The 13,260-nt window shown below is 62.8% G+C and carries 15 protein-coding genes and 1 tRNA gene; 8 read left to right on the top strand and 8 right to left on the bottom strand.

Annotation, left to right across the window (positions count from 1 at the left end; translation table 11 throughout):
• Positions 1–106: 106 nt before the first annotated feature.
• The 6 genes from Q0263_RS04315 to Q0263_RS04290 all read right to left on the bottom strand — a co-directional run bounded on the left by Q0263_RS04315 (position 107) and on the right by Q0263_RS04290 (position 7,117).
• Positions 107–2,026, bottom strand: a complete 1,920-nt coding sequence (locus Q0263_RS04315) for a HAMP domain-containing sensor histidine kinase (RefSeq protein ID WP_298013658.1) — start codon at positions 2,024–2,026, stop codon at positions 107–109.
• A 64-nt stretch (positions 2,027–2,090) separates the two neighbouring features.
• Complete coding sequence (locus Q0263_RS04310) at positions 2,091–3,446, bottom strand: sigma-54 dependent transcriptional regulator (RefSeq protein ID WP_298013656.1); 1,356 nt, start codon at positions 3,444–3,446, stop codon at positions 2,091–2,093.
• Positions 3,447–3,478: 32 nt separating this feature from the next.
• Positions 3,479–4,609, bottom strand: a complete 1,131-nt coding sequence (locus Q0263_RS04305) for an OprO/OprP family phosphate-selective porin (RefSeq protein ID WP_298013654.1) — start codon at positions 4,607–4,609, stop codon at positions 3,479–3,481.
• Positions 4,610–4,626: 17 nt separating this feature from the next.
• Positions 4,627–5,613 carry an esterase-like activity of phytase family protein gene (locus tag Q0263_RS04300; RefSeq protein ID WP_298013653.1) on the bottom strand — a complete coding sequence of 329 codons (987 nt, stop codon included), beginning with the start codon at positions 5,611–5,613 and terminating at the stop codon, positions 4,627–4,629.
• A gap of 1 nt (position 5,614) precedes the next feature.
• Positions 5,615–6,520, bottom strand: coding sequence for a polyphosphate polymerase domain-containing protein (locus tag Q0263_RS04295; RefSeq protein ID WP_298013651.1), 906 nt, complete (start codon positions 6,518–6,520; stop codon positions 5,615–5,617).
• A 9-nt stretch (positions 6,521–6,529) separates the two neighbouring features.
• Positions 6,530–7,117: a DUF4956 domain-containing protein gene (locus Q0263_RS04290; protein ID WP_298013649.1), complete on the bottom strand. Its 588-nt coding sequence runs from the start codon at positions 7,115–7,117 to the stop codon at positions 6,530–6,532.
• Between Q0263_RS04290 and Q0263_RS04285 the strand changes: the two genes are divergently transcribed.
• Positions 7,098–7,355, top strand: coding sequence for a hypothetical protein (locus Q0263_RS04285; protein ID WP_298013648.1), 258 nt, complete (start codon positions 7,098–7,100; stop codon positions 7,353–7,355). The two genes, Q0263_RS04290 and Q0263_RS04285, sit on opposite strands and share 20 nt — an antisense overlap.
• Before the next feature lie 135 nt (positions 7,356–7,490).
• Here the strand turns inward: Q0263_RS04285 and Q0263_RS04280 are convergent.
• Positions 7,491–7,564: transfer RNA gene (locus tag Q0263_RS04280), tRNA-Gly, on the bottom strand.
• An 86-nt stretch (positions 7,565–7,650) separates the two neighbouring features.
• On the opposite strand from Q0263_RS04280, the gene trmB reads away from it, so the two are divergent.
• From trmB to bfr, 4 genes are read left to right on the top strand one after another with little or no spacing between them, the layout of a single operon-like run.
• A complete protein-coding gene (trmB, locus tag Q0263_RS04275) occupies positions 7,651–8,403 on the top strand; it encodes a tRNA (guanosine(46)-N7)-methyltransferase TrmB (protein WP_298013646.1) in 753 nt (250 codons plus the stop codon).
• Entirely contained in the window at positions 8,400–9,335 is a 936-nt protein-coding gene (gene pip / locus Q0263_RS04270; RefSeq protein WP_298013644.1) for a prolyl aminopeptidase, read from the top strand. The genes trmB and pip overlap by 4 nt, the downstream gene beginning before the upstream one ends.
• Positions 9,336–9,348: 13 nt before the next feature.
• Positions 9,349–9,555 (top strand): sulfur carrier protein ThiS, encoded by a 207-nt coding sequence (gene thiS / locus Q0263_RS04265; protein WP_298013642.1) that lies wholly within the window; start codon positions 9,349–9,351, stop codon positions 9,553–9,555.
• A gap of 45 nt (positions 9,556–9,600) precedes the next feature.
• Positions 9,601–10,065: a bacterioferritin gene (bfr, locus tag Q0263_RS04260; protein WP_298013640.1), complete on the top strand. Its 465-nt coding sequence runs from the start codon at positions 9,601–9,603 to the stop codon at positions 10,063–10,065.
• Here the strand turns inward: bfr and ffh are convergent, their stop codons facing one another.
• Positions 10,066–11,481, bottom strand: a complete 1,416-nt coding sequence (gene ffh / locus Q0263_RS04255; protein ID WP_298013638.1) for a signal recognition particle protein — start codon at positions 11,479–11,481, stop codon at positions 10,066–10,068.
• Between the two features lie 93 nt (positions 11,482–11,574).
• On the opposite strand from ffh, the gene ccsA reads away from it, so the two are divergent.
• The 3 genes from ccsA to ampD all read left to right on the top strand — a co-directional run bounded on the left by ccsA (position 11,575) and on the right by ampD (position 13,260).
• A complete protein-coding gene (gene ccsA, locus Q0263_RS04250) occupies positions 11,575–12,426 on the top strand; it encodes a cytochrome c biogenesis protein CcsA (protein WP_298013636.1) in 852 nt (283 codons plus the stop codon).
• Positions 12,419–12,667, top strand: a complete 249-nt coding sequence (locus Q0263_RS04245) for a PP0621 family protein (RefSeq protein WP_298013634.1) — start codon at positions 12,419–12,421, stop codon at positions 12,665–12,667. The genes ccsA and Q0263_RS04245 overlap by 8 nt, the downstream gene beginning before the upstream one ends.
• A 77-nt stretch (positions 12,668–12,744) precedes the next feature.
• The gene (ampD, locus tag Q0263_RS04240; protein WP_298014211.1) at positions 12,745–13,260 is read left to right on the top strand and encodes a 1,6-anhydro-N-acetylmuramyl-L-alanine amidase AmpD; all 516 of its coding nucleotides are present in this window, start codon (positions 12,745–12,747) and stop codon (positions 13,258–13,260) included.

Here is a 13,260-nt window from a genome sequence, read left to right as displayed (position 1 = left end):
GGACGGACAACCGCGTCACCCGGCATTGGCTTGGTCCGGGGCGGGACCGACGAACAGGTACACCGTTCACGGCAACAGCGGCCAGATCTCCGCAAAGGCGGATCGCCTAGGCCGCCACCGCCATGACAGGAAGACGCAAAATCATGATCGCACCCCCTTCCGCGCCGTTGCAGGGAACGATCGAGCCTTTATGTTCGTCGACAATGCGTTGCACGATGGCCAGTCCCAAACCGGTGCCCTTGCTGCGCCGCGTGAAAAACGGATCGAAGACGAGGGGCAGTTCCTGCGGCACGAAGCCCACGCCACAATCTTTGATGCGGCACTCGACCCACGACTGTCCGTCTTCATCCGGCGCCCGCTCCGCCGTGATGAGCACCTCGGTGCCGGCGGGTGTATGTTGAACCGCATTTTCGATCAGATTCACAAATACCTGCAGCAAGCGGCCGTGGTTCATCTGCATCATGCCGTTATAGGCAACCGCTTCGTTTACGATGGCGACTCCCGCGGCTTGCGCGGCCGGCCGGCAGACGCGCACGGCCTCGGCAATGACCTTGCTGAGCCGCCCCGCCGTGAATTCCTCTGTCGGCGGCCTGCCGTATTCCAACAGATCGGTCATCAGTTGGTTCAGCCTGTTCACTTCGCGGCGCAGCACTTCCCGGTAGCGGCCGCTCACCTTGCCTTCGGCCGGGCTGATCTCCATCGCGTCCAACGTCGAGGAAATGCCGAACAGCGGATTTCGTACTTCGTGGGCGACACCAGCGATCAGACTTCCCATCGCCGCCATGGCTTCGCTGCGCCGCAGTTTGGCCCGCAGTTTCTCTCTTTCCCGTTCAGACAGCTCATGCTCCGAGATTTCTTTGCGCAATTGAGAAACCGTCACGCGCAGCTTCCGCTCACTGTCTTCCAGCAGCGCCCTGGATACGGTGCTTTCCTGCAATTGCGCCACCATCCGGTTGAACTGCCGCGCCAGTTCGTCGAACTCGTCCTTGCCATGCTCCGCGATGCGGTACTCGAGATCGCCTGCGCCGATGGCCTTGGTTCCCAGTGCCAGTTTCTTCAAGGGTCGAACGATCGAAAGGATGAGCAGTCCGCTCACAGTCAACGCAATCAGGATGTAGCCGGGAACCGCATACCGCAGCATAGTGAGCACCCGCACTGCAGTCTGGTCCGCCTCCTGCTGCGGTTTAGTCAGGCCCTTGGCCGCGAGCGGCTCGATCTCCTCGTCGGAGATGGCGTCCATATGAACCTGCAACCTCGTGAACTCTTTGACGAGCGAACTGATGGCGGCTTCTCCTGAATTCAGTTCGTCGATGCCGGTTTCGATTCTCGTGCGCAGCGCTTCCGCCGTTTCGCCGAGTTCTCGTTCCTGCGCGTCCAACGGCAGGGCGCGGTATGCGGCTATCGCATCTTCAAGCTCGACCAGTTTTTCGAACACGCGCTGCTCCGCAACTTCCGTCCGCCTCAGCTGAAATGCGGACAGCCAGAATCCCACCTCGGCTGCTTCCGCCTCTATGTTCGCAATGGCCGCCAAGGTCTGGCTTCGCACGGGCTCATGGTTCGGCGCCGCCGGCAGCATCTGGTGGTCGGCGATGTTGTCGATCTGCTCCAGCTGTCCGTTGATGTGATCGAAAGCGGCGTTCAGCATGTCCCGCTTGTCCATCAGCGCCGTGCCGATTCTCTTGAGACGGCGGTAGTCCTCGGCGAGATGGTGTCCCAGTTCCAGTTCCCTTTCGCTTTTCCCCAGGCGCATGTAGCTGGCGTGATACCTGACGAAATCGTCGCTGTCCTTTTGAGTCTCGGCACGAATGTCCGCAAGCGGCTGAACGATGTATTGCAGCACGCCCAATGCGTATTCTCCGGCATTCTTTTCCATCTCGATGGCCGCGATGCTGAACGGCGCATCGATCCGTTCGAGCTTGGTCAGATGTCTCACGACCTCGTCCAGGCCGCTATAGACATACAGCATCGACAGCACACCGAAGACAACGATGACTGCTATCCCAGCGTAGATCTTTACCTTGACCATGATGTATCGCCTTGCGTAGTACCGGGGCGTTGTGCTGCGGAAGGCGGCCACCAAGGAGGCCAACTCAGCCCATGTCGTTCTGCGCCACAACAATGCCGTGCGTTTTGATCTTTTGATAGAGCGTGCTGCGCGGAACTCCGAGCCGCAACGACGCCTGTTCGACCTTGCCTCCCAATTCGCGCAAAACGTTTTCGATATGCAGGCGCTCGACTTGCTGCAAGGTGAGGTTCGTGGCATGTCCTCCCATGGGGACCGGCGCGGGCTCGAATCGCAGATCGCGACGTGTAATGGTGTCGCCATTGCATAACAGCACGGCACGCTCGAGCACGTTGCGCAACTCCCGGATGTTTCCGGGCCACGCGTACTCGCGCAACGCCTGCAGCGCGTCCACCGTCAGCCGCATATCCCGCCCCTTGTTCGAGGCCAGGCGAGCCAGGAGCGCGCCGGCCAGCAGCGGGATGTCGTCCTTGCGCTCCCGCAATGCCGGCATCCTGAGCGGGATGCTACTGATCCGGAAGTAAAGATCGCTACGGAACGAGCCCTCCTTCACCCGGCCGCCGAGATCCTGATGCGTGGCCGCGATCAGCGCGATATCGACATCGCGTTCACGCACGGCGCCCAGGCGCCTGAAGCGCTTTTCCTCCAACACCTTGAGCAGCTTGGGTTGCACCCGTGGATCGACGTCACCAATCTCGTCGAGAAAGACGGTTCCGCCGTCGGCGATCTCCAGCAAGCCCTGCTTCGTGGCGCTTGCTCCGGTAAAGGCGCCTTTCTCATGACCGAACAGTTCCGTTTCGAGAAATTCGGACGATAAGCCAGCGCAGTTGAGGTCCACGAAGGGCTCATCGGCACGCGGCCCGTGATGGTGCAGCCATTTCGCCAGCAGGCTCTTGCCCGTACCGGTTTCTCCCAGGATAAGGATCGGACTGTCGGCAGCCGCGATCTTGTGCAGTTGGGCGGCCAGATCCCTCATGGCCGGGCTCTCGCCCGCCAGCGGGTCCACCCGCTCGCGGTTTTCGCGCGTCGTCACGACTTGCTGTTGCCGCTGCAATCGCCGGTTCACCAGAATCCGTTTGAGGATGACATGCAGCGCCGGCATTTCGATCGGCTTGGTCAGGAATTGCTCCGCCCCTTCCTTGACCGCCTGCACAGCCAAGTCGATCGATCCATAGGCCGTCAGCACGATGAGAGGCACGTCGGGATCGATCTGCTTGAAATCCCGTAGCAGCTCCATTGCGCTGCCGTCATGCAAGCGATAATCCACGATCGCCACGTCCGGCGACGACGCCTCGAACAGCTCCCGGGCCTTCTGGCAGCTATCGGCATCGGCCACGCTGTATCCCCGCGCCTCCAGGAAATCGCGCATGCCGAAACGAATGCTGTCCTCGTCGTCGACAATCAGTATTCTCGTTCTAGCCAATATCGCCTCCTCAGGCCGCACCCTGCTTCCCGCTAGAACGCCAATTGCATGCGAACCAGCAAAATATCCGGAGAATCGCTCTTGCCCTTTCGCTCACTGCGCGCCTTGATGTAGTTGGCCATGATGCGCAGATGCCTGTTCACATAGTAATTGAGTCCAAGCGCGAAGTTCTCTTCGGCGCCTCCGCGCACGTCGGCATCGTCGAGATCCACATTGCTGTAACGCGTGGTCAACTCCCACGCGCCGCCCGGGCGGCCGGCGGACACGCCCTTGAACCGGCCGTTTTTGTATTCGCGCGATTCCCCCGTGAGGACCCAACTCCCCATGACATACCACCCCTGCAGGTGGGCATCGGCACGGCCATCATCACGGCCCACCGCGGCGCGCATCCACTCCGCCTGCACCGAAAACGGGCCGGACCGCCAAGCGGCTTCCAGCCCAATCCGATCGATCCGGTGGACGTCGTCCAGATCGCCGGTGCTCACGAGTCTGATATCCGATGCCTTGGACTCCGGCCTCGTGCTGAACTTCACATCCCCCCGGGGACGCTCGATCACGCCGGCCACGCCAAAATGGAGCAGACGGGCAGGCGTATTGATGGGCGCGTAGGTGAACCGCGCGGCGACGCCGTGGCCCCGATCGTCGTCGCTGAACGACTTGCCAAAGCCCATGGCCGCAACCGTATAGTGATCATGGCTGCTGTTCAGGCCGATACCGACACGCCGCGATGGCCCGAATGCATCGCTGGGCAACGCGCGCTCGATGAAGCTGATATTGTTTGAACTCGTCAGTTCCTCCAACCCGAACGGAACTTTGAACTGTCCAAACGCGAGATCGGCGAACCGCCAGCCGTCGTACTGCAGCACGATGTCGTCAAAACCGTTCCTGAACTTGTTGTCGCCCTTGTAGATGCCGTCTTCGGTGGCATCGAAAACATCGGCAAAATCGTAGGCGACTTCAAAAGACCAATCCTCGTTGAACCTGCCATCCAGACCCAGCTTTGCGCGGCGCACAAGGAAGTGCTTGTCGATCGCCCGGGCATCGGCCTGGCTCGCCGCATAATCGAGATGCAGGCGGCCGCCTAAGTTGACCTCTACGGCCCCGGCCCGCTGCGTCGCACCCAGGCATAGCGCCGCGATGAAAAACAGCAGGCCCTTCTTCATGCCGCCCCCATCCGCGTTCATGGGCGCGTGATCAGCACGAAGACCGTATCCTGCGTGACCTGGCCGCTGTTGTCGCTGACGAGCAGGACATGTTTCGGATCGATCAGCGTCATGCCTTCGAAGTTGTCCGGCCCGGCAGGAAGCTCTGTCAGGAGGTCGGCGTCGCAGGCGCCGCCTTGTGCGCAAGTCGCGAGATCCAGAAGACGCAAACTGGCCACCCGCGACTTCTTCGAACCGCCCTTGTTACGTTCCAGAACGACGAGCTTGCCATCCGGCAGCACTTCAATCCCTTTGAGGCGGCTATCTGGTGAATGACGCGCGAACGACCATTGCCGGCCGTCCGAATACAAGGTGTGCTTGTCCTCCGGTTGCCCCAACAGCGGCGACTCCGGCGCAGTGATGAGCCCATATGTCGGATGAATGGCAACCGATTCCAGCCCCCGTCCTTTCTTACGATAGTGACTGGCATCATCCGCCGGCGATGGAACGGGCAATGAACCCAGCGCCTCCCCGGCCGGACTGAAGCGCATGACCCTGGGAGGCTTGCCCTCCAGAGAAATGATCAACTCGCTATCGCCCGATTTTCCATTCGCCGCATTTTCCACGGCCAGGCCTTCCGCGTTGAAGCCCTTGCCCGGCTTGCCGCCTCCCGACGGCGAGTCCGTCAGGGCGGCCGCGCGCACCGGCTCGATCGCAACGATCGCGTCGCCATCGAGCTTGGGGCGGAACTGGAACACGTAGCCCGCGTCGGAAATCGCGTACAACAGTTTCTCATCGGCGTCCCAGGCCAGACCGGAAAGTTCGGTAATGTGAATCTCTCCCACCTTTGCGGTCGAGGCAAGATCAAACCTTGCCGGTTCGGACGCGGAGCGGGCTGCGCCTGCCTTGGCCGGCGCCTGGGCGCCGGCGGACTCCTGTGCGCCGGCGCCGCAAGTGGGTGCCAGTACGGCGCAGACAGTGACGGCGGTCGCGATGGCGGCGGTTAGCGGCAATGGGAAATGCATGTCATGTCCTCTTTAAAGCAAAGTTGATATCCGTGGGCGAGGCAACGGTTGGAACGATTGCGGGAGCATTGGGACGAATCACCCCGTTCTCCGCCGCACCATGGCCAGCGACGGGCGACGGCACGACATCGAGCTTGCGCAGCGCCACGAGAAAGTTGTTGTGCTTGGCCACCTGCCGCAACGCGGCCATCGCCACGCAATACTTTGAACATCGCCGGGTCGGGTGCTGGTGAAACGCGCGCAGAACCTTGTCGGCAATACCATTGCCGTTGGCCGACTTGGTCTCCACGATGAAGACGTCTTCGTCGACGCCGCGCGTGCCGGATGGCCCCTTGAACACCAGGGCGCAATCAATGGTCATCCGCTCATGGTCGTGTTTGGCGACCAACGTCATCCTTTGGTATTGCATGTGGATCACGGGCTCCAATGCCCGATCGAAGGCGCGCCCGTACAGGCCTTGGTAGGAGGCGCGGATATAGGCCCTCGCGCTCTCGTCCAGTACACCGTACTTGCTCGAGGAATAGACCAAGCGCCTCTTGATGGTGGCATCGCGCTTGCCTTTCAGCTTCACCTCGACAAAGCAGAGGTCGGCATCGGTGTACCTGCGGATACGGACCTTGCAACGTTGGCGACGATGCCGATGATGATCGAAGTAGTTCGTCCGCTCGATATCGTCGAAGTAGCACGTCTCATAGGTGAAGACCCGTCTGCCGTCAATCTCCAGAATGTCGAAATGACTAGCCAGTCCGACTAGCACTTGCTCGAGAACGTCCTTGCGAACCACGTATTTGTTGTCGCGCCGCCGGAGCATCTCAGCCCTGGCATTGAGCTGTCCAAGACTGATCGGCTGGAAGCGTTCCATTAGCCACTGCAGCGTGGCGACGGGAGTTGAGCCAACAATAGACATCGTGTCTCCTCAACTTTTGCGGTAGTAGACATCGATGCGCGCCAGATCATTGACGTAGTCGAACGAAATGATCCGATAGAACATCACTTCCACGCCCAGCCGCCTGGCGAGATCGGCGCGCATCTTGCCTTGGTCGCAAAGCGCGTGGGCATCGATCTTGTCCAGAGTGATCTTGATACCGTCTACCGACCGCAGGATCCTCGGATGATCCAGGACGTAGGCCCCCACGAGTACGAAAGCAACGGTGGCGGCCACGAACGGGATTTGCGTGCCATGCACTGAACAAATCACCGCGATCGCCACACTCCCGAAGAAGTAGGTGATTTCGATCTTTGTTATCTGCTCCGATCGCAGCGTGAACAAAGCGAGAATCGCGAACAAGCCGAATCCCGCAGCCACGCTGAATTCGACGCTGGACAGGATGGTCAGCACCGCGAAGACAAAGGTATTGAACAGCGAAGCAGCGGTGACAAGCTCCTTGTCGTGATGGCGCCGGTAGTACATGCCAAAGACCAGTACCAGCACTGCAACAATATCAATGCAGAACCGTGCGGCCAGTTCGAGCAAAGGAGTAAGCGTGAATGTTGGCAGCATCATTTCTCTTCCGACGCAGGCCAAGGCGGCCCAACCTGATTTCCAGAAGAAGCAAATTACATGCCAACATGTGCAGGCGTCGCCGCCTGCCGGCAAAAACTCTTATCAATCAATTCACTGGAGCGTGTCTAACGGCAAGTGCAGCATGGGGCCGCCGGCCTGCGCATGCATTCAATGGCGCGGATTCCAGAATCTGGACCCAATTCTGGATTTCATACAGGTAGGGGAAGGGTTGCCTTGATCCGGTCTCGGCTTAGCATCGCCCGGTGTGGCCTCTGCTGGAAGCCAGTGGATCAAGACTGGATAAAAATCGTCAGGCCTGGCAATGACGTACGGCGTTCCCTGGCGCCCAGCGGAAGCCCTTGGAAAGCCGAAGTGGAGCGGGTGATGGGAATCGAACCCACGACGTAAGCTTGGGAAGCTCAAGTTTTACCATTAAACTACACCCGCAATCGATGCAATCGATTGATGCACAAGGATTTGTGGGTAAAATTGAAGGCCACGGAAATCCCTGAAGCCCTGTATTTTACCTCATTTTGAACCTCCCAAAGACTCCCCCGCCCATCGTCACGGCGCAGACGCCCTCGGGCAGCACGCACATCCGCAGCTTCGTCCATCGCCGCGCCCACATCACGCCCAGCCAGGAACAGGCGATCGCCGAATGGCTGCCGCGCTGGTCGATCCGCTACCGGAACGCCCCCCTGGACCTGGCAGGCGCCTTCGGTCGCACGGCGCCCACGATCCTGGAAATCGGCTTCGGCATGGGCGAGACCACCCAGCAGATCGCCCAGGCCCGGCCGGGCGACAATTTCCTGGGCGTAGAGGTCTTCAACGCCGGCGTGGGCGCCCTGCTGAAACGCATCCACGAACACGGGCTGGACAACATCCGCATCATCCAGCATGACGCGGTCGAGGTGCTGCGCGACATGATCGAGCCGGGTTCGCTGGCCGGGGCGCACATCTACTTCCCCGACCCCTGGCCGAAGAAACGCCACCACAAGCGCCGCCTGATCCAGCCGGCGTTCATCGAACTGCTGGTCAGCCGTCTGGCGCCGGGAGCGTATCTTCACTGCGCGACCGACTGGGAACACTACGCGCAGCAGATGCTGGACGTGCTGTCCGCCGAACCGGGGCTGCGGAACACTTGCGACGGCTACGCGCCCCGCCCCGACTACCGGCCCCTGACCAAATTCGAGAATCGGGGGCTGCGGCTGGGCCACGGGGTCTGGGACCTGATCTTCACGCGGCGGACGCCAGCCGACGCCGCACACGACACAAAGGCGGATTGATGTATCCGGAAATCGAACCATACGCCCAGGGCACCCTGGACGTCGGCCACGGCCATCGCGTGTACTGGGAACTGTGCGGCAACCCGGAAGGCACCCCGGCCGTCTTCCTGCACGGCGGGCCGGGCGCGGGCTGTTCCGCCGCCCATCGGCGGGTCTTCGACCCCAGCCGCTACAACATCCTGCTGTTCGATCAGCGCGGCTGCGGCCGATCCACGCCGTCGGCCTGTCTGGAGCACAACACGACCTGGGATCTGGTGGCCGACATCGAGCGGCTGCGCACTGAAGTCCTGAAGGCCGGGCAGATGGTGGTGTTCGGCGGATCCTGGGGGTCCACGCTGGCCCTGGCCTACGCCGAGACCCACCCGGACCGGGTGCGGGCCCTGATCGTGCGCGGGATCTTCCTGCTGCGCCAGGCCGAACTGCGCTGGTTCTACCAGGAAGGCGCGTCCTGGCTGTTCCCGGACATCTGGGAAAGCTACCTGGCCCCCATCCCCGAAGCCGAACGCGGCGACCTGATCGCGGCCTACCACCGCCGCCTGACGGGCGACGATCCGCAGGCCCAGCTGCAGGCGGCGCACGCCTGGACGCAATGGGAAAGCCACACCATCAGCCTGCTGCCCAATCCCCAGCACCTGCAGGCCCATGCGGCCGACCAGGCGGCGCTGGCCTTCGCCCGCATCGAGAACCACTATTTCGTGAACAAGGGCTTCATGGAAGAAGGCCAGCTACTGCGCGACGCGCACAAGCTGGCGGACATCCCCGGCGTGATCGTGCAGGGCCGCTATGATGCCTGTACGCCGGCCAGGTCCGCCTGGGACCTGCACAAGGCCTGGCCCAAGGCGGATTTCCATTTGATCCCGGACGCCGGCCACGCCTTCGACGAACCCGGCATCCTGAAGCAGCTGCTGGCCGCCACGGACCACTTCGCCTGAAGGAGCCCACGCCATGAGCCTGACCATCCATCTGAACGGCCACGAAACCCATCTGGACCAGGTGCGCACCGTCCAGGATCTGATCGTTCACCTGGGCTACCAGGGCAAGCGCATCGCCGTGGAACGCAATGGCGACATCGTGCCGCGCAGCCAGCACGGCCAGACCGCGCTGGCCGACGGCGACCGCCTGGAAATCGTCGTGGCGGTGGGGGGCGGGTGATTCACCCATGGCATACTGTGCGCGTCCCCTCTTCCGAGACGCACCATGAAAGGCCACCCCGAAGTCCTCGCCTACCTGACGCGCCAGCTGCGCGATGAACTTGCCGCGCGGGACCAGTATTTCATCCATTCCCGCCGCTACCAGGACCTGGGCCTGGACAAGCTGTTCACGCGCAACGACCACGAAATGCAGGAAGAAACCCAGCACGCCGACAGTCTTCTGCGGCGCATCCTGATGCTGGAAGGCGAACCCGACATGCGGCCCAGCGCCTTCACGCCCGGCACGGACGTGCCCGGCATGCTGCGCGCCGACCTCGATCTGGAATATGAAGTCCGGGCGTCATTGCGCGAAGGCATCGCGCTGTGCGAAAAGCACGGCGATTTCGTCACCCGGGACCTGTTGCTGCTGCAGCTGAAGGACACCGAGTCCGATCACGCCTACTGGCTGGAACAGCAGGTCCGCCTGATCGAACAGATCGGCCTGGAAAACTACCTGCAGTCCCAGGTCTGATCAGCGGAAGCCGCCCCGGCCCATCCCGCCCAGACCTTTCAACCCACCCATGGCGCGCATCATCTTCGCCATGCCGCCCTTTTTCATCTGTTTCATCATGCTCTGCATCTGCTCGAACTGCTTGAGCATGCGGTTGACTTCCTGGACCGGCACGCCGGACCCGGCCGCGATGCGGCGCTTGCGGGACGCCTTGATCAGCTCGGGCTTGGCGCGTTCCAGCGCCGTCATGGAATTCAGGATGCCTTCGGTGCGGGCCAGCTGCTTTTCGGCCTGACCGCCCTGCACCTGGGACGCCGCCTGGGCGAACTGGGCCGGCAGTTTTTCCAGCAGGGATCCCATGTCCCCCATTTTTTTCACCTGCTGCAGCTGGTCGCGGAAATCGTTCAGGTCGAAGCGGTCGCCGGATTTCAGCCGGGCGGCCAGTTTCTGGGCCTCGGCGATGTCGATGTTCTTCTGGGCCTGCTCGACCAGCGACACGATGTCGCCCATGCCCAGGATGCGCTGGGCCATGCGTTCGGGATGGAAAGGCTCCAGCCCGTCCAGTTTTTCTGACATGCCGACGAATTTCAGCGGCTTGCCGGTGATCTGGCGCACCGACAGCGCGGCGCCGCCCCGGGCGTCGCCGTCCAGCTTGGTCATGACCACGCCCGTCAGCGGCAGGGCCTCGGAGAACGCGCGGGCCACGTTGACCGCGTCCTGCCCCTGCATGGCGTCCACCACGAACAGGGTCTCGATCGGATTCAGCAGGCCATGCAGGGCGCGGATCTCGTCCATCATGGCCTGGTCGATGCCCAGGCGGCCCGCCGTATCGACGATCAGCACGTCGTAATGCTGGCGGCGGGCGTGATCCAGGGCGTCGCGGGCGATGTCCTGGGGCTTCTGCGTGGATTCCGTGGGCAGGAAATCGACCCCCACCTGGGCCGCCACGGTCTTCAATTGATCGATGGCGGCGGGGCGATAGACGTCGGCGCTGACGACCAGCACTTTCTTGCGCCCGGTCTTGCGGCCGTGCTGGACGTGGTTGCCCTCGGACAGCCATTTGGCCAGCTTGCCGGTGGTGGTGGTCTTGCCCGCGCCCTGCAGGCCGGCCATCAGGATCACGGCCGGGGGCTGCGCCGCCAGCGACAGTTCGCCGGCGTCCGCCCCCAGATCGCCGCCCATCAGGGCGGTGAGTTCCTTGTGCACGATCCCCACCAGGGCCTGGCCGGGGTTCAGGCTGCCGGCGACTTCCTGGCCCAGGGCGGCGGATTTGACCCGGCCGACGAAATCGCGCACCACGGGCAGGGCGACGTCGGCCTCCAGCAGCGCCAGCCGGACCTCGCGCAGCATTTCCTGAGTGTTCGACTCGGTCAGGCGGGCCTCGCCGCGCATCGTCTTGACGATGCGCGACAGGCGAGAAGTCAGGTTATCGAGCATGGGGCAGGTTCCACAAAACTGGTTGATCCGTCGGCCAGCGCATAAAATGGAAGCTTTTGTGGCGCACGCCGTGCGCCGGACACCGACAGGACTATGTCAGTCAGCATTGTATTTCACTTGCTTGCCGCGCTGGCCTACGCCGTACTGGGCCTGGCCCTGTGGCGCCCGATCGCCCGCGCCCAGGACGTGCGGCCCAGCAGCACCATCGGCCGCAGCTGCCTGCTGGGGGCCATCGCCCTGCACGGCATCGGTCTGATTTCCGCCGTCGTCGTGCCCACCGGCCTGCACCTGGGCTGGGCGCTGGCCCTGTCCACCGCCATGTGGCTGGGCATGATCGTCTTCTGGATCGAAAATTTCCTGCTGCGCCTGGACAGCCTGCTGCTGTTGCTGCTGCCGGCCGCCACCCTGATCAGCCTGCTGGCGGCCATCTTCCCGCACGGCTACCTGGTGCCGCACGCCAACAACGACTGGCTGCGCGTCCACCTGCTGATCGCCATGACGGCCTACGGCCTGATCACCGTCGCCGCCCTGCACGCCATGCTGATGACCGTGCTGGACCGCCACCTGCACCGCCCCATCGAGGCCGAAGGCGAACAGGGCCTGATCGGCCGCGCCATGGGCGCCATGCCGCCCCTGCTGACCCTGGAACAGCTGCTGTTCCGCCTGATCGGCATCGGCTTCATCATCCTGACCCTCACCGTCATCACCGGCATCATCGTGTCCCTGCGCATCAGCGGCCAGGCCCTGCCCATGGACCACAAGACCGTCTTCACCCTGCTGTCCTGGGTGACCTTCGGCGTGCTGCTGGCCGGGCGCATGATCCAGGGCTGGCGCGGGCGCATCGCCCTGCGCTGGACCCTGGCCGGTTTCGCCTTCCTGCTGCTGTCCTACACCGGCAGCCGTTTCGTCCTGGAAGTCATCCTGCAAAGAGGCACACTTGGGTAAGCTCCTGCTGTGGGCGGTCATCATCCTGGCCGTCCTGTTCGTTTCACGCGTCCTCAGCCACCAGAAGGCCAACGCCCGGCAAGCCGCCGCCCGCCGCCAGGACGCCGAGTCCCGCGACGCCGCCGAATCCATGGTGCGCTGCGCCCACTGCCACATCTTCCTGCCCCGGTCCGAGGCCTACATGAGCCAGGGCAAGACCTGGTGCAGCGCGGAACATGCGCGGCTGGGGTTGCGGAAGTGATTGCGGGCCCGTCCGCCGACCCTGCGACGGGCGCCGCCGCTGCCTTGAAGGTCCAGCCGGACGGCTGGCTGCCTCTGATGGGGCCCGGCGTGTTGCGTCGCCCTTCTCCCAACCACGACCTGCGGCCCGGCGGCGAGGATCCCTACCTGCTGGTGATCCACAACATCAGCCTGCCGCCTGGCGTGTTCCAGGGCGATGCCATCATCGAATTCTTCCAGAACCGCCTGGACATCGGCGCGGACCCCTGGTTCGAGAATATCCGGGACATGCGGGTGTCCGCCCATTTCCTGATCCGCCGGGATGGCGTGATCGTGCAGTTCGTGCCGACGGTTTTGCGGGCCTGGCACGCGGGCGTATCTTCGTTTGAAGGGCGCGAACGCTGCAACGATTTTTCGATCGGGATTGAATTGGAAGGCACGGATACGCTGGCGTATACGGATGCGCAGTACGAGCGGCTGTCTGATCTGGCGGCGGCGATTCGGGCGCGGCATCCGATCCGGGCGGTGCAGGGGCACGAGCATATTGCGCCGGGCCGAAAGACCGATCCGGGGCCATCGTTTGACTGGAAAAGGTTCGAACACCATACGAGGTAG

Source organism: uncultured Castellaniella sp. (assembly GCF_937988725.1).
Taxonomy (GTDB): domain Bacteria; phylum Pseudomonadota; class Gammaproteobacteria; order Burkholderiales; family Burkholderiaceae_B; genus Castellaniella.
This window is presented reverse-complemented; position numbering and strand designations above follow the sequence as displayed.

What these genes read in the sequence shown, in the direction of transcription:
- Q0263_RS04315 (WP_298013658.1), bottom strand. Translation starts at nt 2,026, where the DNA reads ATGGTCAAGGTAAAGATCTACGCTGGGATAGCAGTCATCGTTGTCTTC.
- Q0263_RS04305 (WP_298013654.1), bottom strand. Translation starts at nt 4,609, where the DNA reads ATGAAGAAGGGCCTGCTGTTTTTCATCGCGGCGCTATGCCTGGGTGCG.
- Q0263_RS04300 (WP_298013653.1), bottom strand. Translation starts at nt 5,613, where the DNA reads ATGCATTTCCCATTGCCGCTAACCGCCGCCATCGCGACCGCCGTCACT.
- Q0263_RS04295 (WP_298013651.1), bottom strand. Translation starts at nt 6,520, where the DNA reads ATGTCTATTGTTGGCTCAACTCCCGTCGCCACGCTGCAGTGGCTAATG.
- Q0263_RS04290 (WP_298013649.1), bottom strand. Translation starts at nt 7,117, where the DNA reads ATGATGCTGCCAACATTCACGCTTACTCCTTTGCTCGAACTGGCCGCA.
- thiS (WP_298013642.1), top strand. Translation starts at nt 9,349, where the DNA reads ATGAGCCTGACCATCCATCTGAACGGCCACGAAACCCATCTGGACCAG.
- bfr (WP_298013640.1), top strand. Translation starts at nt 9,601, where the DNA reads ATGAAAGGCCACCCCGAAGTCCTCGCCTACCTGACGCGCCAGCTGCGC.
- ffh (WP_298013638.1), bottom strand. Translation starts at nt 11,481, where the DNA reads ATGCTCGATAACCTGACTTCTCGCCTGTCGCGCATCGTCAAGACGATG.
- ccsA (WP_298013636.1), top strand. Translation starts at nt 11,575, where the DNA reads ATGTCAGTCAGCATTGTATTTCACTTGCTTGCCGCGCTGGCCTACGCC.
- ampD (WP_298014211.1), top strand. Translation starts at nt 12,745, where the DNA reads ATGGGGCCCGGCGTGTTGCGTCGCCCTTCTCCCAACCACGACCTGCGG.